Genomic DNA, 21,780 nt, shown 5'->3' with positions numbered 1-21,780 from the left:
CGTCTGCCCATCGTGTACTCCTCGACCTCAGACCTCTCCATAGTCCACGTTCGGTTGCGGGTCCGTCGTCCGCAATCAGGTGAATTCCTCAACGAGCCGGTCGAATCTCCTCAGATCCAGGACGGTCCACCGAGGGAAATTCCCCGCACGCGCCCCGAAAACCCCGCGCCTGGAATCGTCATGACAGGCCGCATGCGGGGGATTCCCCACGGGAGCGATGTCCTTTTCTGTCATCGCTCCCGGGCGCCATTCTGTCGCACCGCTCCAACCCGCTGAAAACACACCCATGAAGCGTCCGTCGGCCAAAGCCCCACGGGGGCATGCGCCTCGCAGTGCATGGACCCGGAGGTCCGTCAGATGGAGTCGGTCAAGGGGACAGAGCCGCAGCCGGAACCGGTGGAGGCGCCGGCCGACGGATCGAGTCCGGAAATCAGCGAGCGCGTGCTGGCGTACTTCCGCCGCAACTCGGAGGCCATGGACTCGGTCGAGGGGATCGCCCGCTTCTGGGTGCGGGAGGATCGAGGTGTCGTCGAGCGCGCGCTGGTCGATCTGCACGACAAGGGTCTTCTCGACAGGCGACTGATCGGCGGGACCGCCTTTTACTCCCACCCGAGGGGTCCTTCCGCAGCGCGCACGGACACGGCGCGAAGGGCGGAGGCGCCATCGGCGGCTCCGGCCGGCGCCACCGCCACCGGCGGCGTCACCTCCCCCCGCAGGAGCGCGCGCGAGGCGCCGGGCCGGATCCTGGTCATCGACGACGACGCCTCGGTCCGCAAGTTCCTCGTCGCCGCTCTCACCGAGGCCGGTCACAGCGTCGCCGCGGCCGAGGACGGCGAGCGCGGAGTCGAGATCTTCCGGACGCAGCCATGCGACGTGGTCCTGACCGACGTGCGCATGCCCGGGATGTCGGGGCTCCATGTCCTGCAGACCGTCAAGCAGGTGAGCCCGGGCGCCGAGGTGATCGTCGTCACGGCGCATGCCAGCCTCGACACCGCGATCCAGGCGCTGCGCGACGGCGCCTACGACCTGATCACCAAGCCCGTGACAGAGCTCGATGCCCTGTACCGCGTGGTCGACCGCGCCCTGGAGAAACGCCGCCTCGCCCAGGAGAACCGGATGCTCGTCGGCAGCCTGCAGACGCGCAACGTCGAGCTGACCGAGACCGTGGCCCGCCTGGCGGCGGTCAACGAGATCGGCAAGGCAACCGCCGGGCTCCTCGACACGGGCGATCTGTACGACTCGCTGGTGCGCCTGGTCGCGCAGCACCTGAAGGCGCGCCGCGTGTCGGTGTTCGTGTCGGGCACCGACAGCGACACGCTGAAGCTGGTCGCCTCCGTCGGCATCCCGGATGAGGAAGGCCTGAGGCGCACGCTGCGGGTCGGGGAGGGGATCGCCGGGCGCGTGGCCGCGTCCCAGGCGCCCCTCCTGGTGCAGGACATCGAGAAGACCGCGCTCAGGACGATGCGCACCGGCGGGAAGTACTCGACCGCCTCCTTCATGATCACGCCGCTCACGGTCTCCTACCCGATCCGCTACCAGCGCAGGCGGGTCGGCGTCATCAACGTCAGCGACAAGCACTCGGGCGAGCCGTTCACCGAGCAGGACCTGGAGTTTCTCTCGACTCTCGCGTCGCAGATGGCGGTCGCGATCGAGAACGCCCGCCTGGTGAAGGAGATGGAGGACGGCTACCTCACGGCGCTGATCGGCGTGATCCATGCGATGGAGGGGCTTCGCGCCGAGACGCGCGGTCATTCGCGGCGGGTCGCGGAGCTGGCGGCGGCCGTGGCGCGCGGGCTCGGCCTGCCGGAAGAGCGGGTGGACCTGGTCACGCGCGCCGCGGCGTTGCACGAGGCGGGGCGCCTGACGGCGCCGCCCGAAGAGCAGGAACGGGCCGGCGGGCGGCTGCGTCCCGCGGCGGAGTGGTTCCCGGTCGCCGTCATGGCGACCGAACGCCTTCTCGCGCCGATCGCCTCCCTGCGCAACGTGCGCGACATCATCCTGCGCTCCGCCGACTGGTTCGACGCTTCCCCCTCGCCGCTCGGCGGCGGCGCCGGGAACGTGCCGGTCGAGTCCCGCGTCCTGGCGACCTGCGAGGAGTTCGTCTCCCTGTGCCCCGCGGGCGACGAGACGCGGGCCAGGGCGCTGGCTCTGGAGGCGATCGAGAAGAGACGCGGCCGCAAGCACGATCCCGAAGTCGTGGCTGCGCTCCTGCGCGCCCTGGACGGAGGGGGACGATGAGCCGCCTCCCCGGTCCGGCCCGGCGAGTCGCCCTCCTTGCGCTGCTGGCGGCGGCCGTCTCCTTCTGTCCGGTCCTGTCGGCCCAGGCGCTGGCCGCGGTCAATCTCGTGGCCAGCAAGACGGTCGCCGACGACAACGGCGGATCGCCCCGGCCGAGCGAGACCCTGACCTACACGCTGACGGTCACGAACACCGGCACCACGGCGGCGGCGAACGTCGTGATCTCCGATCCGATTCCCGCGAATACCACCTACCTGCCGGGATCCCTCACGTCCAGCGATCCGACCGACATCGTGATCGAGGGGAACCCGCTTCAGGTGCAGGCCGGCGGGCTCGCGGCCTCGGGCGGCAGCGTGACGGTCACCTTCAAGGTGCAGATCAGCGCCGGCGCCGCCAACGGTCTCGTGATCGGCAACCAGGCGACGATCACGGCGACCGGACCGATCACCGTCCTCTCCGACGACCCCGGCACCGGTGCTCTCAACGACCCGACCAGCATCACAGTCGTGAATCCGCTGAACATCTCCCTGACCAAGACGCGCAGCGTCGCGAGCGCCGGCCCGGGCCAGCCGATCACCTACACCCTCACGTACGGCAACGCCGGGAGCGTGAGCGCCACCAACGTCACCCTGTCCGACTTCGTGCCGTCCAACACCACGTTCCAGAGCGCGACCGGCGGCGGCATCTTGACCGGTGGCGTGGTCACCTGGAACATCGGGTCGATCGCGGCGGGCGGCTCGGGCTCCCGGCAATTCACGGTCACGATCAACGCGGGGGTGGTGGCGGGGACGATCATCAGCAACAGCGGGTCGATCTCCTTCCAGGACAACCTGGGCAACACGCAGAACCCGGTGGCCTCCAGCACCGTCACGACGACCGTGACGCAGGTCGCCTCGGTCCTGGTGGACCCGGATCAGTCCGGAAGCATCCGGCCCTCGAACGGGACGCTCTACACCTACACCTTCACCGTCACCAATACCGGCAACGGCACCGACCGGTTCGATCTGACCGATGTTCTCGTCCAGAACCAGTACAACGTGATGGTCGAGCTGCTGAATCCCACGGGGACCGTTCTCGCGACCGACAACTCCCCCGCGAACGGAACCTGGGACTCGGTCCTGCCGGCCGCGGACACCGATGGGGACGGACTGCCCGACACGGGGAACATCGCCGCCGGAACGACGGTCGTCTACCAGGTCCGATTCACGAAGCCGGGCGGGGGCGGGAACAACCAGACCGATATCTACAGGATCCTGGCGACCTCGAACTTCAACCCGGCAGTCTCCGACACGGCGACCTTCACCACGAGCGTGTCACCGAGCACGACGAGCATCGCCATCAGCAAGAGTGATTCGCCCGACCCGGTGGCGGCGGGCTCGAACATCACCTACACGATCGCGGTGACCAACAACGGCAGTCAGGCTCTGACCGGGGTCAGCGTGACCGACGCCGTGCCCGCGAACACGACCTTCGTCTCGGCGAGCGCCCCCGGGAACAACGTCGGCGGCACGGTCACGTGGGCCATCGGAAACATGGCTTCGGGGGCGTCGCAGATCCTGACGCTCACGGTCACCGTGGGTGCCGGCGTGACGAACGGCACCGTGATCAGCAACACGGTGTCGGTCGTGAGCACCGAGACCGGCCTCGGCACCCCGGTGCAGGCGACCGTGACCACGACGGTCCAGTCGCCCGTGTCGTTCGCCACGAGCACGAAGACCGTGAATTTCGGCATCGCGACGCCCGGCTCGACTCTCACCTATACGATCAGCGTCATCAATTCAGGCGTCAATCCGGCCACCGGTGTGGTCGTGAGCGACACGATCCCGCCGAACACCACGTATGTGGGCGGGTCGATCACCGGGACGGGCGCCAGCGCCGCCGGCAACCCGAACCTGGTGTGGAACGTGGGGAACGTGGCGGCGGGCGCAACGGTCAACCTGACCTACCAGGCCCTGGTCAACAACCCGGTGCCGGCCGGCACGACGTCGATCACCAACACCGCGTCCATCACGAGCACACAGACCGCGGCGGTCAACACCAGCACCGCCACGACGAACATCACGGCCTCGCCGAACTTCACCATCTCGACCAAGACCGTGAGCGACCTCAACGGCGGCCTGGTCACGACGGGCGATGTCCTGCGCTACACGATTGTCGTGCGCAACAGCGGCAACATGAACGCGACCGGCATCGTCGTGAGCGACACGGTGCCGGCGAACACCACCTACGTCGCCGGCTCGATCACCGGGACCGGCGCCAACGCAGCGGGCGCGCCCAATCTCGTGTGGAACGTCGGACCCCTGAACGGCGGCGGGGCGACGACGACGCTGACGTTCGACGCGACCCTCGGCGACGCGGTCGCGGGCGGCACCGTGATCTCGAACGTCGCGTCGATCGCGAGCACGCAGACGGCCGCCGTCAACACCAACACCGCCACCTCGACCGTGCAGGCGGGTTTCTCGGGGACGCTGACGTCGACGACCCCGATCGGCCCGGGGAGCACCGTCACGCTGACGCTCACCGACCGCAACCTCAACACCAATCCGGCGACCGTCCAGACGCTGACCCTGACCACGGTGAACTCGGTCACGGGGGAGAGCGAAACGCGCACCTGCACGGAGACCGGTGCGAACACGGGCGTGTTCACGGCAACGGTCGCGACCGTGTTCGGGGCCTCGGCCGGCACCAACAACGACGGCACCTTCAACGTGAAGGCCGGCGACACCCTGGTGACGACCTACAACGACGCCTTCACCGCATCGGGCGGGAGCGCGACCGTGACCGCCACGACCACGGTGACGACGACCTGTGTGACCGGGGCGCCGGGCGCGTCCGCGACCATCCTGCCGACCCAGGCGATCGCCATCACCGTCACAGACGCCGACCGCAACACCAACCCGGCCACGGCGCAGACGTTCACCGTCACGGTGAACAACCCGACGACCGGCGAGACCGAAACCGTGACGCTCACGGAGACCGGCGTGAACACGGGGGTGTTCAGCGGCACGCTCGCGAGCTCGGAAGGATCGGTCCCGGATCCGGCCGTGGGTGTCCTGGCGGTCGCCAGGGACGACGTCCTCACCACGACCTACGCCGACAGCTGCAACAACCTGGGCGGTCCCGCGAACTACACCGCAACCACGACGGTCGTGAAGCCGGTCCTGACGATCTCCAAGACCGACGCGCCGGACCCGGTCAACGCGGGGAGCAACATCACCTACACGTTGTCGTACTCGAACACCGGCACGGCGGGCGCCACGGGGGTCGTGATCACCGACACCGTTCCGGCGAACACCACGTTCGTCTCGGCGACGGCCGGCGGCGCCCTGGCGGCCGGGCTGGTGACCTGGAACATCGGCGCCGTGGCGGCCGGCGGCTCCGGCTCCGTGCAGCTCGTGGTGCAGGTCGCGAGTCCGCTGGCGAACGGCACCGTGATCGCCAACTCGACCTTCAATATCGACAGCAACGAGACGACGCCGGTGTCGGGGACGGCGATCACAACGACCGTGTCGTCCCAGCCGGTCCTGACCATTTCGAAGGCCGACGCGCCCGACCCGGTGAACGCGGGGTCGAACATCACCTATACGCTGTCGTACTCGAACACCGGGAACGCGAACGCCAGCGGCGTCGTGATCACCGACACGGTTCCGGGGAACACCAGCTTCGTATCGGCGACCGGCGGCGGCACTCTGGCGGCCGGGGTGGTGACCTGGAACATCGGGGCGCTGAACGCGGGCAGTTCCGCGTCGGTGCAGCTGGTGGTGCAGGTCGCCAGCCCCCTGGCGAACGGCACGGTGATCAGCAACGCCACGTTCAGCATCGACAGCAACGAGACGGCGCCGGTGGCGGGGACGGCGATCACGACGACGGTGTCGTCCCTGCCGGTCCTGACGATCTCCAAGACCGACGCGCCCGACCCGGTGAACGCGGGGTCGAACATCACCTACACGCTGTCGTACTCGAACACCGGGAACGCCAACGCCAGCGGCGTCGTGATCACCGACACGGTCCCCGGGAACACCAGCTTCGTGTCGGCGACCGCCGGGGGGAGCGTGTCGGCCGGGGTGGTGACCTGGACCATCGGCGCCCTGAACGCGGGCGCCTCGGGGTCGGTTCAGATGGTCGTGCAGGTCGCGAGCCCGCTGGCGAACGGCACCGTCATCACCAACGCGACGTTCAACATCGACAGCAACGAGACGGCGCCCGTCGCGGGAACGGCGATCACCACGACCGTGTCCTCCTCGCCGATCCTGACCCTCTCGAAGAGCGACGCTCCCGACCCCGTGGCGGCCGGCGGCAACATCACCTACACGCTGAGCTTCGGCAACACGGGGAACGCCAACGCCAGCGGCGTCGTGGTCACGGACACCGTCCCGGGGAACACCAGCTTCGTATCGGCGTCGGGCGGCGGCACGCTTTCGGCCGGCGTGGTGACCTGGAACATCGGGATCCTGGCGGCCGGCACGACGCTGACGCGCACCCTGATCGTTCAAGTCGCGAGCCCGCTCGTGAACGGCACGGTCATCACCAACGGCTCTTACAGCGTGGACTCGAACGAGACCGCGCCGGCCGCGGGGGGAGCGATCACGACCACCGTCACGTCGTCGCCGATCCTGTCGATCTCGAAGAGCGACGCCCCGGACCCGGTCCCGGCGGGGAACAACATCACGTACACGCTCTCCTACTCGAACACCGGGAACGCCAATGCGACCGGTGTCGTCGTCACCGACACCGTCCCGGCCAACACGGCGTTCGTCTCGGCCACGGGTGGCGGCGCGCTCGCCGGCGGTGTTGTGACCTGGAACATCGTGAACCTGGCGGCCGGCGCCTCCGGCAGCGTCCAGCTGGTGGTGCAGGTCGCGAGCCCTCTGGCGAACGGCACCGTGATCACGAACGGGTCGTACGCCATCGACAGCAACGAGACGGCCCCCGCCCCGGGAACGGCGATCACGACGACGGTCACGTCCGACCCGATCCTCAACATCGCCAAGAGCGACGCGCCCGATCCGGCGGTCGCGGGGACCGACAACATCACCTACACGCTGTCGTACTCGAACACCGGAACGGCGGGCGCGACCGGGGTGGTCATCACCGACACCGTGCCGGCCAGCACGACCTTCGTTTCGGCGACCGCGGGCGGGACGCAGTCGGGCGGCGTCGTCACCTGGACCCTCGGCGGCCTGGCGGCGGCTGGCTCCGGCTCGGTGCAGATGGTCGTGTCGATCAACACGCCGATCGCCAACAACACGACGATCACCAACGGCACGTACGCCATCGACTGCACCGAGACGGCGCCGACGACCGGGGCGGCCATCACGACCACGGTCCTTTCGGACCCGCGATTCACCCTCACCAAGACCGACGCCCCCGACCCGGTGGCCGCGGGGAGCACGATCACCTACACGCTGGGTTACCAGAACGTCGGCACCAACAACGCGACGGGGGTCGTGATCAGCGACACGCTGCCGGCCAACACGACGTTCGTGTCGGCGACCGCGGGCGGGACGCCCTCGGGCGGTGTGGTGAGCTGGAACGTCGGCAACGTGAACGCCGGGACGTCCGGGTCGGTCCAGCTCGTGGTGCGCGTCAACAGTCCGCTGGCCAACGGCACGGTCATCAGCAACACCGGCTGGACCATCGACAGCAACGAGTCGCTGCCGCAGACCGGCCCGAACGCGACGACAACGGTGACCGCGGCGCCGGTCCTGACCCTGTCCAAGACCGACTCGCCGGATCCGGTCGCGCCGGGCGCGAACATCACCTACACCTTGTCCTACGCCAACACCGGGAACATGAACGCCACCGGAGTCGCGATCACCGACACGGTGCCGGCCAACACCTCGTTCGTCTCCGCCACCGCCGGGGGGACGATCGCAGGCGGTGTCGTGACCTGGACGATCGGGGCGCTGAACGCCGCATTGTCGGGCTCGGTGCAGATGGTCGTGCAGGTGGCGAGCCCGCTCGCGAACGGCACGGTCATCACGAACGGCTCCTACCAGGTCACCTCGAACGAGACGGCGCCCACGTCGGGCGCCGCCGTGACGACCATGGTGGCGTCGACCCCGGTGCTGGGCATCTCCAAGACGGACGCCCCGGACCCGGTCGTCGCGGGAAGCAACATCACCTACACCCTGTCGTTCTCGAACACCGGGTCGGCGAACGCCACCGGTGTCGTGATCGCCGACACGCTGCCCGCGAACACGACCTTCGTGTCGGCGACGGCGGGCGGGAGCCTGTCGGCCGGTGTGGTGACCTGGAACATCGGGGCGCTGAACGCCGGGTCGTCCTCGTCGGTCCAGCTCGTCGTGCAGGTGACGAGCCCGCTGGCGAACGGCAGCGTGATCACGAACTCGACCTACAGCATCGACAGCAACGAGACGGCGCCGTCGCCGGGGGCCGCGATCACGACCACGGTGTCGTCGGCGCCGGTCCTGGCGATCGCGAAGACCGACGCCCCGGATCCCGTGAACGCCGGCGCGAACATCACCTACACGCTGTCGTACTCGAATGGCGGCAACGCCAACGCCAGCGGAGTCGTGATCACCGACACGGTGCCGGCGAACACGACCTTCGTGTCGGCGACGGCGGGCGGGACCCTGTCGGCAGGCGTCGTGACCTGGAACATCGGGGCGCTGAACGCCGGGGCGTCCTCGTCGGTGCAGATGATCGTGCAGGCCGCGAGCCCGCTGGCGAACGGAACGGTGATCAGCAACGCGACGTACGGCATCGACAGCAACGAGACGGCCCCGGTCGCGGGCGCTGTGATCACGACGACGGTGTCGTCGGTGCCGGTCCTGACCATCTCGAAGACCGACGCCCCCGACCCGGTGAACGCCGGCGCCGGCATCACCTACACGCTGTCGTACTCGAACAGCGGCAACGCCAACGCCAGCGGCGTCGTGATCACCGACACGGTGCCGGCGAACACGACCTTCGTGTCGGCGACGGCGGGCGGGAGCCTGTCGGCCGGGGTCGTGACCTGGAACATCGGGGCGCTGAACGCCGGGTCGTCCTCTTCGGTGCAGATGGTCGTCCAGGCCGCCAGCCCGCTGGCGAACGGGACGGTCATCACCAACGCGACCTACGGCATCGACAGCAACGAGACCGCGCCGACCGCAGGCGCGGCGATCCCGACCACCGTCTCCTCGACTCCGGTCCTGGCGATCTCGAAGGCCGACGCCCCCGACCCGGTGAGCGCCGGCGCGAACATCACCTACACGCTGTCCTACTCGAACAGCGGCAACGCCAACGCCAGCGGCGTCGTGATCGCCGACACGGTGCCGACGAATACCACCTTCGTCTCCGCGACAGCGGGAGGGACGCTGTCGGCCGGTGTCGTGACCTGGAACATCGGCGCGTTGAACGCGGCATCGTCGGGATCGGTGCAGGTGGTCGTGCATGTGGCGAGCCCGCTGGCGAACGGCACCGTCATCACGAACTCGACCTACAGCGTCGACAGCACCGAGACCCCCCCCACCGCCGGTGCGGCCATCACGACGACGGTGACATCGATCCCCGTGCTCGGCCTCTCGAAGACCGATGCGCCCGACCCGGTGGGCGCGGGCGCGAACATCACCTACACGCTGTCGTACTCGAACACCGGCAACGCCAACGCCAGCGGCGTCGTGATCACGGACACGCTGCCCGCGAACACGACGTTCGTCTCGGCCACGGCCGGCGGGACGCAGGCGGGGGGAATCGTGACCTGGAATCTCGGGTTCCTGCCCGCGGGGTCGTCCGGCTCGGTACAGCTGGTCGTGCAGGTCGCGAGCCCGCTGGCGAACGGCACGGTGATCACCAACTCGACCTATGCCATCGACAGCAACGAGACCCCCCCCGTGGCCGGCGCGGTCATCACGACCACGGTGACGTCGGCTCCGATCCTCGGCATCTCGAAGACCGACGCCCCCGACCCGGTCGCGGCGGGGAACAACGTCACCTACACCCTCTCGTACTCCAACACGGGGAACGAGAACGCCACCGGCGTGGTGATCACCGACACGGTGCCGGCCAACACCGCGTTCGTGTCGGCCACGGGCGGCGGATCCCTCGCGGGCGGTGTCGTGACCTGGAACATCGGCGCTCTGAACGCCGGCTCGTCCGGCTCGGTGCAGATGGTCGTGCAGGTGGCGAGCCCGCTGCCCAGCGGCACGCTCCTCACCAACGGGTCGTACGACATCGACAGCAACGAGACCGCCCCGGTATCCGGAGCGCCCATCACGACCACGGTCACATCGGACCCGATCCTGAGCATCGGCAAGACCGACTCCCCCGACCCCGCCGTGGCGGGAACGGACAGCGTCACCTACACGCTGTCGTACTCGAACGCCGGCAACGCCAACGCCACGGGCGTCGTGATCGCCGACACGCTGCCGGCGGGCACCGCCTTCGTCAGCGCCACGGCCGGCGGGACGCTGGCGGGGGGTGTCGTGACCTGGACCGTCGGCAACGTCCCCTCCGGCGGCTCCGGTTCGGTCCAGCTGGTGGTGTCGATCAACACGCCGGTGGCCAACGGGGCGGTGGTCACCAACGGCACCTACAGCATCGACTGCAACGAGACGGCCGCAGTCAGCGGCACGGCGATAGGGACGACGGTCCTCTCCAGCGTGCGGTTCACCCTGACCAAGACCGACGCGCCGGACCCCGTGGCGGCCGGGAGCGACATCACCTACACGCTCGGCTACCAGAACACCGGGACCAGCAACGCGACCGGCGTGGTCCTGCGCGACCCGCTTCCGGCCAGCACATCCTTCGTGTCGGCCACCGGCGGCGGGACGCTGTCCGCCGGTGTGGTGACCTGGAACATCGGAGCGGTGAGCGCCGGGGCGTCGGGATCGGTGCAGCTCGTCGTCCGCGCGAACAGTCCGCTCCTGAACGGCACGGTGATCACCAACACCGGCTGGACGATCGACAGCAACGAGATCCTGCCGCAGACCGGCCCGGACGCGACCACGACCGTGGCCTCGAGCCCGGTCCTCGGGATCTCGAAGACGGACGCGCCCGACCCGGCGGCCGCGGGCGCGAACATCACGTACACGCTGTCCTACTCGAACACCGGGAACGAGAACGCCACCGGCGTGGTCGTCTCCGACGCGGTCCCCGCGAACACGACCTTCGTGTCCGCGACCGGCGGCGGGACGCTCGCGGGAGGCATCGTGACCTGGACGATCGGGGCTCTCAACACCGGCGTGTCGTCCTCGGTGCTGCTCGTGGTCCGGGTGAACAGCCCGCTGGCGAACGGCACGGTCATCACGAACGGCTCGTACACGATCGACTCGAACGAGACGGCGCCGGTCGCCGGAGCGGCCGCGACGACGACCGTCACGTCGACCCCGGTGCTGAACGTCTCCAAGACCGACGCGCCGGACCCGGTTAACGCCGGCAGCGACATCACCTACACGATCGCGTACTCCAACACAGGCACGGCCGACGCGACCGGTGTGGCGATCACCGACACAGTTCCCGTGAACACCACCTTCGTGTCGGCGACCGGCGGCGGGACGCTGGCGGGGGGCATCGTGACCTGGGCGATCGGCACCCTGCCGGCCAGCGCCTCCGGCAGCGTGCAGCTCGTCGTGCAGGTGGTGACGCCGCTGGCGAACGGCACGGTCATCACCAATGGCAGTTACGGCATCGACTCGAACGAGACCGCCCCGGTAGGCGGCGCCGCGGTCACCACCACGGTGAACTCGTCCCCCGTCCTCAGCATCACCAAGTCGGGGGCCCCCGACCCGGTCAATGCGGGGTCGAACATCACCTACACGCTGTCCTACGTCAACACCGGCACCGCCAACGCCACGGGCGTGGCGGTGCGGGACACCCTGCCGGCCAATACGACGTTCGTGTCGGCGACCGCCGGCGGTTCCGTCGCCGCGGGTGTCGTGACCTGGAACATCGGCGTACTGGCCGCAGGCGGGTCGGGCTCGATGCAGCTCGTCGTGCGGGTGAACAGCCCGCTTCCGAACGGGCTTCTGATCACCAACGGCGCCTACAGCATCGATTCGAACGAGACGCCCGCGATCGCCGGGCTGGCCACGAGCAACACCGTGACCTCGACCGTGAGCCTGTCCGCGACGAAGACATTCACGGACAACAACGGCGGTTCGCTGCAGCCGGGGGACGTGATCACCTACACGATCACGGTGACGAACTCGGGGAACGGCGACGCCACGGGAGTGGTCCTGTCCGACACGATCCCGGCGAACACGGTCCTCGTGGCCGGCAGCCTGGCCTCGGATGATCCGACCGACGCGCTGACCCCCGGCAACCCGCTGAGCGTGGCGATCGGGACGCTGACCGGGGCCGGCGGCGCGGACAACGACGTCGTCGTGACGTTCCGCGTGCGGGTCCAGACGCCGCTCGCGAACGGCACCGCGATCGGGAACCAGGCGACGATCACGGCCAACGGAGGCGTCAGCATCGTCACCGACGATCCGTCGACGGCCGTCCCGAACGACGCGACGGTCCGGACCGTGGTCTCGGCGCCGGTCCTGCGGGCGACCAAGACCGCCGCAGACGACAACGGCGCGCCGCTGTTCGAGAACGAGACGGTCACCTACACCGTGACCGTGACCAACACCGGCAACGACGACGCCACGGGCGTCGTCCTGACGGATGCGATCCCGGCCAACACGACTCTGGTCGCCGGCAGCCTCGCCTCGGACGATGCGGCCGATGTCACGGTCGAGGGGAACCCGCTGTCGGTGGCCATCGGCACGCTCAACGGCGCGGGCGGAGCCGACAGCGACGTCGTGATCACCTTCCGGGTGCGTCTGAACAGTCCGCTGGCGGGCGGCACGGTGATCGCCAACCAGGCCTCGGTCATCGCCAACGGAGGGGTCAGCCTCGTCTCGGACGACCCGTCGACGCCTGCCCCGAACGACGGGACCGCACTCGTCGTGACGTCGTCCGGCCCCGTGATCCAGCTCCTCGAGACGGTCGCCGACCTGAACGGCGGAAGCCTCAATCCAGGCGATACGCTGGTCTACACGATCACCGTCAGGAACAGCGGCTTCGGCGCCGCCGCCGCGGTCGTGGTGACCGACCCGGTGCCGGCGAACACGACCTACGTGCCGGCGTCGATCAGCGGCCCCGGCGCCGACGACACCGCTCTGCCGAGCCTGGTGTGGAACGTCGGTGGTGTCCCGTCGATGACTTCGGCCACCCTGATGTACCGCGTCACCGTGGACGGGGCGGCGCCGGGCGGCACGGCGATCAGCAACCAGGCGGCGCTCACCGCTGCCGGGCCGCTGATCTCCATCTCCGACGACCCGGGCCGTTCCGACGCCCTCGAGACCGGCAACAACCCGGCCGACCCGGCCGACGACGATCCGACCGTGACGGCTCCGGTCTTCCTCGGCGACGTCCTGCGGCTGTCGATCACGTCCGACACGCCGGTCGTGCGCCGGGGCGACTTCATCCTGTACACCGTCACTCTCGCCAACCCCACGGCGCTCGCGGTGACCAACGTGGACCTGAGCGACCTGCTGCCCGTCGGGATGCAGCTGGTTTCCGGGACGATGTCGATGTGCTCCCCGGCCTGCACAGTACAGCCCGATCCGGCACCGGCCATCCCGCGTCTCGTCCCCGTGGGCGCCATCGCCTCGGGACAGACGATCACGCTGAGCTACAGGGCGCTGGTGAACACGGGCGCGCTCCTGGGCGGCCTCGTGACCAAGGTCCGGGCGCAGGACGCGATCGCCCAGCCGCTGTCCGCGCAGGCGGACAACACCGTCGAGCTCCTCGAGGACCCCGAGTTCGACCTCGGGACGATCGTCGGCAAGGTGTTCGACGACAAGGACGGCAACGGCGTGCAGGGACCGGGCGAGAACGGCGTCGGCGGTGTTATGGTGGCGATGGAGGACGGCGTCTACTCGGTCACCGACGGCAACGGCCTGTACCACATCGCCGCCGTGCGTCCGGGAAACCGCCTGGTGAAGATCAACGTCCACACGCTGCCGCCGAACGACGGCCTGACCCTCCCCGAGGCGCAGACGATCACGCTGACGCCGGGTCTTCTGGCCAAGGTGAATTTCGCCGCCCGCCTGAAGCCGCCGGTCGTGATCCGCCAGGGCCGCCCCGGCACCTACGGGATCGCCGTGACCGACGAGAAGGTCGAGGCCCAGGCCGAGGTCATCGGGAACCTCGACGACATGACGGCGGTCGTCAACGGCGTCCAGGCGCGCCTGCCGAAGACACGCGTCAAGATGGACGTGATGAGCCTGGAGCGGAACCTCCGCGTGGTGAACGGCCGGCTCGACAAACCGGCGGTGTTCCGCATCTCCTATCCGGGCGATCGCTTCGTGAAGGAGTGGGTGTTCGAGATCTTCGACGCGCAGATGCGGCGCATCCGGGGCTTCCGCGGCACCGATCAGAAGACCACGCAGCTCACCTGGGACGGCAAGGACGCCGCCGGCAACCTGGTCAAGGGGGGTGCGATCTACTCGTACCAGCTCACCATCGAGTTCACCGACGGGTCGTTGTCGAAGAGCCCGCTGCGCATCTTCGGCGTCAACCGGACCAACGCCATCTCGTTCGAGCTGACCGGCGCCTCCTTCGAGACGAACACCGCCGTGCTCAACTCGACCGCCGTGACGACGCTCAAGGAGGTCGCCGACACCCTGAAGAAATATCCCGACGAGAAGGTGGTGATCCGCGGCCACACGGACAACACCGGTGCGGCGGACTGGAACACCAGGCTGTCCCTGATGCGCGCCGAGGCGGTGAAGGTGTACCTCGTGGCCGCCGGCATCGACGGCGAGCGCCTCACCAGCGAGGGGCGCGGCTCGGCCAGCCCGGTGGTGCCGAACACGAGCTCCGCGGGCCGGGCGCGCAACCGCCGCGTCGAGATCAAGGCCCAGCTCGAGGACACCGAAGTGGCGCGCACCTATGCCGAAACGTCCGCTTCGGGGGAGCGCGAGGTCGTGGTCAACGGCAAGACCATCCCGGCCGACGAGGACGGTTCGTTCCGGACGGTCGTCGATCCGATCAAGGACCACGGCAGGGTGTACGTCGGGATCAAGACGGAGGACGGCGGCGTCGCGGCGACCACCGTGACCCTGCCGACGATCGCCATCCTCGAGCCGACGACCGACGTGAAGCTCGAGATCGGCAAGCGCGAGGACGTCATCAAGCTGATGCAGCCGACTCCGTCGAAGGACGGGCCGCGCTACCCGAGCATCAAGATCCGCGTGCGCGGGAGGACGGAGCCGGGCAACCAGGTGTTCATCGACGGCGAGGCGGTCCAGGTCCAGGGGACCGGCGCGTTCGAGACCGACCTGCCCCTGGCGGTCGGCGAGAACACCTTCGGTGTCGTGGCCATGGCCCCGGGCGGTCTCACCAGCCTGGTCAACCTCGCGGTCAACCTGAGCGGCGTCGACAAGCAGCTGGATCTGATCGTCGTGCGCAAGCCGGTGCCGCAGTTCAGCATCGAGCTGCCGCCGCGCGGCGCCGTCCTGTCCAGCCCGAGCCTGTTCGTGCGCGGCACGGCCCCCGCGAAGGCGACCGTGACCATCAACAAGTGGCGCGTGCCGGTCCTGCCGAACGGCGCGTTCCTGGGGACCGTCCGCCTGCCCGAGGGGCCGTCGGTCATCGACGTCGTGGTGTCGATGCCGAACAGCACCGAGGGGCGCGTGGGGGTGCCGGTCCAGGTGCAGAGCAACTACGTCTTCCTGGTCGCGCTGGGGGACGCCACGGTCAACAAGATCACGACCGAAGGTCCGGTCCCCGACAAATACAAGGACGATCTCTTCGTCGACGGCAGGATCGCCTTCTACCTGAAGGGAAGGATCCAGGGGAAATATCTGATCACCGCCTCGATGGACACCGGCCAGGGGGACCTGAAGGACGCCGGCTCGCGTCTCGGCCAGCGGGACGACTCCTCGTTCTACCGCAACCTCGATCCGGACGCGTTCTATCCCGTGTACGGCGACTCCAGCCGCACCTACGCCGACACCAACAGCCAGGGGCGCTTCTACGTCCTGCTGGAGGCGCCGTACGGCAGCGCGCAGTGGGGCAATTACAATTCCGGAATTACCGGCAACGAGTTCTCCTCCTTCAATCGCTCCCTGTACGGCGGCAAGGTCACCTGGAAGAGCCTGGCGAAACAGAAGGACGGCCAGCCGCTCGGTCAGGCCCTCGTGTTCGCCGCGGTGCCGGAGACCATCGCGGCGCACGACGAGTTCGCCGGCACCGGCGGGTCGCTCTATTTCCTGCGCAACCAGGGGGTCGTGCCGGGATCGGAGAAGGTCCGCCTGGAGGTGCGCGACAAGATCACCGGCATCCCGGTTGCGAACGTAACCCGCAGGAATTACGTTGATTACGAGATTGACTATGCGGAAGGCCGGATCCTGTTCCGTGCCCCCGTCTCGTCGGTGAGCGACTCGTCGACGATCATCAGCGACGGGATCCTGAACGGGAATCCGGTCTTCGTCGTCGTGGACTATGAGTACACCGATCTGTCGGGCTCGGCGATCGACGTGAACACCTACGGCGCACGGGCGAAGACGGCGCTCGGCGGTGGAGTCGTTGTCGGGGGCACCTACGTGCAGGAGCAGCGTCCGACCGGGACCTATACGCTCACGGGCGGCGATGTGACGGCGCGCCTCGGCTCTTCGTCCTCGGTGACCGCCGAGTTCAGCCAGAGCGCCAACGAGGCGCTGCCGCAGTACGTGTCCACCGACGGCGGTCTCGACTTCCAGAAGAAGACCGTGCCGTTCTCGGCCGGCAAGGCCCAGGCGTACAAGCTCGAGTTCGCCACGGGGGGCGGCCCCGTCCGTGCGACCGGCTACTTCCGCCACATCGATGCCGGCTTCTCGTCCTCCTTCACCGTGGCGCAGGACGAGAGCGACCAGAGCGGCGTGACGCTGGGAGTCCGGATGGGCAAGAGCGGGACCCTCAACTTGATGGTCGACGACCGCGACGTGAAGGGGACGGCGACCATCCTGACGTCGACCCTGCAGTACCAGCAGACGTTCGGAAAGTTCGGCGCGACGATCGAGGCGCGCTACCGCTCGACCGACAACACAACACAGCCCGACCAGGCGGAGGGGATCGGCGCGCTGCGCTTCGACTACCGGCCGACGACCAGGCTCGACTTCTACACCCGCTATCAGGACGACTTCCTGCAGCAGGTGGGCGGGACGACCGCGATTACCGGCACCAAGCGGCAGACGGCGGTCGGCCTGGACGCGCAGGTGAGCCCGAAGGTGACCGCGAAGGCCGAGTTGATCGCCGCCGAGGAGGGGGACGGAGGCCTCGTCGGCCTGACCACGAAAGTCGACGAGAAGACGGTCCTGTACGGGACCTACGCCATGTCGCCCGACCACACCGGTGCCATGACCTCGGTCCTGACCGCCGGCGCCGCCACCCTCCTGGGCGATCGCACGCGCCTGTACACCGAGGAGCAGTTCAAGTCGAACTCCAGCGAGGCCGGCGCCAGCACGGTGGTCGGGCTCAACACCAAGGTCAGCGACCGCCTGACGACGGGAGTGAACTTCGAGCGCTCGCGCCTCGACGGGACGGGCACGAACCCCGATACGCTGCGCCAGGCAGCGTCGGTCAGCGCGTCGTACGCCTCGACCTGGTTCAAGATCTTCTCCAAGTTCGAGCTGCGCCACGACGAGGCCCCCTCGCCGGGCCTGCCCGCGCCGCCGACCGACCGCGACCAGTGGGTGTCGAGCAACGCGGTGGAGGTGAAACTGTCGCGCGACTTCACCTTCCTCGGCCGGCTCAATTATGGCGTGACCAGGGACAAGGTGGCCGGGATCGACGAGTCGCTGTTCCGCGAGGAGAGCTACGGCATCGCCTTCAGGCCCATCGGCTACGACTGGATCCAGGTCCTGGCGCGCTACACGCAGGTGCAGAACCTGCCCCCCGCGATCCAGGCGGCCGCGGTGCCGGATCGCAAGACCGACCAGGTCTTCTCGCTGCAGACAGTCGTCGACCTGCACCGCCGCCTGTCGCTTACAGAGAAGTACGCCGTTCGCGACCGCGCCATCGATCAGGCGCTTCTGGCGGACCTCAAGAGCCGCATGCGGCTTTGGATCAACCGGTTCAGCTATCACCTGAGCGACACCTGGGACGCGGCGCTCGAGTACCGGACCCTGAGCATGGACCAGGGCGCGGACGATTCGGCCAGCGGCTCGCTGTTCGAAGTGAACCGCCTGTTCTTCAAGCACATGCGGATCGGCGTCGGCTACAACTTCACCGATTTCACCGACAACGAGTTCTCGGCGAACGACTATTCGGCCCAGGGTTACTTCTTCCGCATCCAGGGCAAGTACTGACCGCCGCCGCGGATTGAGGGGGGGGACATGAAGAAGACGTTCACGGTGCTGGCGGTTCTGCTGGTCCTGGCCGCACTGGCCGGGGGAGGGTTCTATTACTTCACGGGCTCCCTGCCGGGATTCCAGCCGCCGAAGCCGCTGCCGCCCGCGGCCCCCCCGGCCGAGACCCCCGCTCCGGTCGAGCTCCAGCCACCGATCCTGTCGGGCGAGCCCACGGCGCCCCCGGCCGGGGGGGACGTCATGGCGACCCTCGTGAACCTGGAGCGGAACGTGAAGGCGAAGCGCGCCTCCGACCTGTCGTGGGAGGACGCCCGGCAGCAGATGCCGCTGTACGAGAACGACGCGGTGCGCACCTTCGACAAGTCGTCCGCGACCATCGCGTTCGGACCGGACGACCTCCTCGACGTCGACCAGAACGCGCTGGTGATCATCAAGCCGCGCGCGAAGGGGGCGGAGGATTCGGAGATCTCGCTGGCACTCCTGTCCTCCGACTTCCTGGACGGTCTGGCGTCGAAGCCGGCCCCCGAGCAGGCGAAGGCGATCCAGGCCGCCGCTTCGAGTCGCTCGTTGACCATCAGGCCTGTCCCGGGAAGCCGCAAGCCGGGAGAGAAGACACGCGTCGCCCTGCACACGCTGCCGGATCGATCGACGAGCGTGGCCGCCCTCTCCGGATCGCTGAAGATCACCGGTCCGAAGGGGGGCGAGGTGGTCCTCAAGGAAAAGATGGTGGTGAAGGTCACCGAGAACGGCGTGCTGCAGCCGCGCGCTCTCCCCGGAAGCCCGGAGCCGCTCTTCCCCGCGGACGGCGCGACCTACGGATTCCAGAGAAAGGCCCCCAAGGTCGAGCTGAAGTGGCGTCCGGCCGATCGCGGCCGCTCCTACCGATTGGTTGTGGCCACCGACCCCAGGTTCCAGAGGATCTTCGCCGACGAGAAGGTCGACGGCACATCCCTCCCCGTGCAGATCCGGCAGCCCGGGACCTATTACTGGCGGGTGCGGGCGCAGGACGCCGACGGCTTCGCCGGACCCTACAGCGTCGTGCGCTCGGTGAAGGCGGACTACGACGACACGCCGCCGGTGCTCGCCATCCTGTCCCCCCCCGAGATGTTCGTCGCCCCCGCGCCGAGCGTCGAGCTCAAGGGGAAGACCGAGCGGGACGCGAGGGTCAAGGTGAACGGGCAGAAGGTCACTGTCGGCCCCGACGGGACGTTCACCTTCCCTCTGACGCTCAAGGAAGGGGTCAACCTGTTCACCATCGAGGCGATCGACACGGCCGGCAACTCGGAGTACGGGAAGCGTCTCATTACCTACAAGGGATCGAAGCGGGCGACCGCCTCGATGACGGGACACTGATGAACCGGCTGGGCCTGCGGGCGAAGCTCCTGCTCGCGATGTTCCTGATCATCAGCGTGTCGATCGGGCTCGTGGCGAGCCAGGCGGTCCTTCTGTTCCAGCAGGACAAGTCCTCCTACATCTTCGACCTCAACGCCTCGCGCGCCATCAAGATCGCGGACGAGGTCCAGGCGAACGTGCGGCACCTCACCGAGAAGATGCGCATCTTCGCCGAGGCGGCCCGCCTGCCGGTGCCGGAGGGAACCGACAGGCGCGTCATGCTGTCGGCCATGCTGCGCCAGTACCCGGAGTTCCTGCTGTTCAGCGTGCGCGAGACCGACGGAACTCTCAAGAACGTCTTCCTGTCGCGCACCCTGTCCGATCTCGGCCTGTCCGTGGAGAAGATGCACGTGGCCTACTCGGAGGGCATCCTGAATCTCGACGCCCTGACAGGGGAGCGGCCGAGCATCGCGCGCCTCATCCTGTCCGCGAAGCTCCCGACCTTCACCCTGGCCGTGCGCGGCCTGCCGTCGGGCGGGGCGCCCGCGGCCGGTGCGGCCGTCGGGGCCGCGGCGGCGGCCCCCGCGCCGGACGGGCCGATCCTGATCGCCGAGTTCCCCCTCGACCGCCTGTACACGGCGCGCGGCGAGTCGAAGCTGTTCGAGATCTACGTCACCGATACGACGGGAAGACCGCTGATCTCCGTCACCGAGGGGATGGAATCGGCGGTCGGCGCCGGGGCCGCCGGGTCGTTCGCCGACCTCCTGCCGAAGACGGCGCAGACGGCCGGCACGCGCGAGTACGCCGCCTCGGGCGTGCCGATGCTGGCGGCCTACTCGCCGGTCGGCGACCTCGGGCTGTTCAGCATCGTGCAGATCCGGAAGGCGCGCGCCTTCGAGGCCGCCCGGCGTCTGGTGACGCGCTCGCTCATCATCGCGGGCGTCGTCTGCGTCGGCGCTCTCGCCCTCGTCTTCCTGTTCGCGTCGTCCTTGACCCGGTCGCTCGTGACCCTGGCGCGCGCCACCGAGCAGATCGGGCAGGGACAGTTCGACGTCCAGGTGCCGGTGACAGGCGGCGGAGAGATCGCAGCGCTCGCGACCCGCTTCCAGCGGATGACCGAGGAGCTGTCGACACGCGAGCACGCCCTGAAGAATGCCAACCAGCGACTCATGGAGTCGGAGAAGATGAGTGCCTTGGGGCAGCTCGGCGCCGGCATCGCGCACGAGGTGAAGAACCCCCTGACCTCGATCCGCGGCTACGCCCAGATGGGGCAGCGCAAGATCCCGCACGATCACCCGCTGAGCGAGTATTTCAAGACGATCGAGAAGGAGACCGACCGCTCGCTGGAGATCCTGAAGAACCTCCTGAAGTTCTCGCGCCAGGAGACCGCCGAGATGATGGTGATCGACCTCAACGCGGTCGTCGCCGATACCGTCAAGCTGGTGTCGCACCAGCTGATGATGAAGGAGGTCCGGCTCGAGCCCCATCTGTTCGCGCAATCCCTCTACGTCAACGGGAACGCCAACCAGATCGAGCAGGTCCTCCTCAACCTGTTCATCAACGCCGGGGACGCGATGGAGGGGAAGGGGGAGGGGAGGATCACCGTGACCGTCGATGCGCCGGAAGCCTCGATGGCGCGCATCCGGGTGGGGGACAACGGCAGCGGCATCCCGCCGGAGGTCGTCGGGAAAATCTTCGATCCGTTCTTCACCACCAAGCCGGTGGGGAAGGGGACCGGCCTCGGGCTGTCGGTGTCGTACGGCATCGTGAAAGAGCACAAGGGGGAGATCTCGGTCGAGAGCAGGATGGGCGAGGGGACGACGTTCACGATCCTGATCCCGCGGGTGCAGCAGAGCGCGGAGGCGGCCGCGGCGCCGTCGACTGCGAAGGAGAAGCGCGTCAGGGTCATCAACCTGCGCTGAGA

The 21,780-nt window shown here is 68.6% G+C and carries 4 protein-coding genes; all 4 read left to right on the top strand.

Going from position 1 to position 21,780, the window contains the following annotated elements:
- Positions 1–357: 357 nt before the first annotated feature.
- The 4 genes from VEW47_08900 to VEW47_08885 are packed head-to-tail and all read left to right on the top strand — an operon-like array spanning position 358 to position 21,778.
- Positions 358–2,238 (top strand): response regulator, encoded by a 1,881-nt coding sequence (locus tag VEW47_08900; GenBank protein ID HYS05297.1) that lies wholly within the window; start codon positions 358–360, stop codon positions 2,236–2,238.
- Positions 2,235–18,524 carry an OmpA family protein gene (locus VEW47_08895; GenBank protein ID HYS05296.1) on the top strand — a complete coding sequence of 5,430 codons (16,290 nt, stop codon included), beginning with the start codon at positions 2,235–2,237 and terminating at the stop codon, positions 18,522–18,524. The genes VEW47_08900 and VEW47_08895 overlap by 4 nt, the downstream gene beginning before the upstream one ends.
- 27 nt (positions 18,525–18,551) lie before the next feature.
- Positions 18,552–19,877: a hypothetical protein gene (locus tag VEW47_08890; GenBank protein ID HYS05295.1), complete on the top strand. Its 1,326-nt coding sequence runs from the start codon at positions 18,552–18,554 to the stop codon at positions 19,875–19,877.
- The gene (locus VEW47_08885; protein HYS05294.1) at positions 19,877–21,778 is read left to right on the top strand and encodes an ATP-binding protein; all 1,902 of its coding nucleotides are present in this window, start codon (positions 19,877–19,879) and stop codon (positions 21,776–21,778) included. The genes VEW47_08890 and VEW47_08885 overlap by 1 nt, the downstream gene beginning before the upstream one ends.
- The last annotated feature ends 2 nt before the right edge of the window (positions 21,779–21,780 follow it).

The organism is Candidatus Dormiibacterota bacterium (genome assembly GCA_035635555.1).
In the GTDB taxonomy this organism is placed as follows: domain Bacteria; phylum Acidobacteriota; class Polarisedimenticolia; order Gp22-AA2; family Gp22-AA2; genus Gp22-AA3.
This window is presented reverse-complemented; position numbering and strand designations above follow the sequence as displayed.